Origin of the sequence: uncultured Shewanella sp. (assembly GCF_947501225.1) — a bacterium.
Classification (GTDB): domain Bacteria; phylum Pseudomonadota; class Gammaproteobacteria; order Enterobacterales; family Shewanellaceae; genus Shewanella.
The window spans coordinates 1-335 of sequence record NZ_CANMUW010000056.1 but is presented as its reverse complement, the minus strand read 5'-3'; the positions used below and the strand labels follow the sequence as shown (position 1 = coordinate 335).

Sequence of the window (335 nt, the reverse complement as noted above, 5' to 3'; positions counted from 1 at the left end):
ACAGGAACCCTTGGTCTTTCGGCGAGGGAGTTTTTCACTCCCTTTATCGTTACTCATGTCAGCATTCGCACTTCTGACACCTCCAGCGTGGGTTACCCCTTCACCTTCAACGGCTTACAGAACGCTCCTCTACCGCGTTAGTGCATCACAAATATGACTCTTAGCAACATTTAAGCCCGCAGACTCAACGTTTTTTTTGCTTGGGCGTCATTCGCTTCGCGAATCACGCCAGAGTAAGTCACATCAGTGATGCACTAACACCCATAGCTTCGGTGTATTGCTTAGCCCCGTTAAATCTTCCGCGCAGGCCGACTCGACTAGTGAGCTATTACGCT

1 rRNA gene is annotated in these 335 nt (G+C 49.9%); it reads right to left on the bottom strand.

The annotated features are described in order from the left end of the window. A 23S ribosomal RNA gene (locus tag Q1B47_RS21900) occupies nt 1-335 on the bottom strand; the annotation flags it as partial.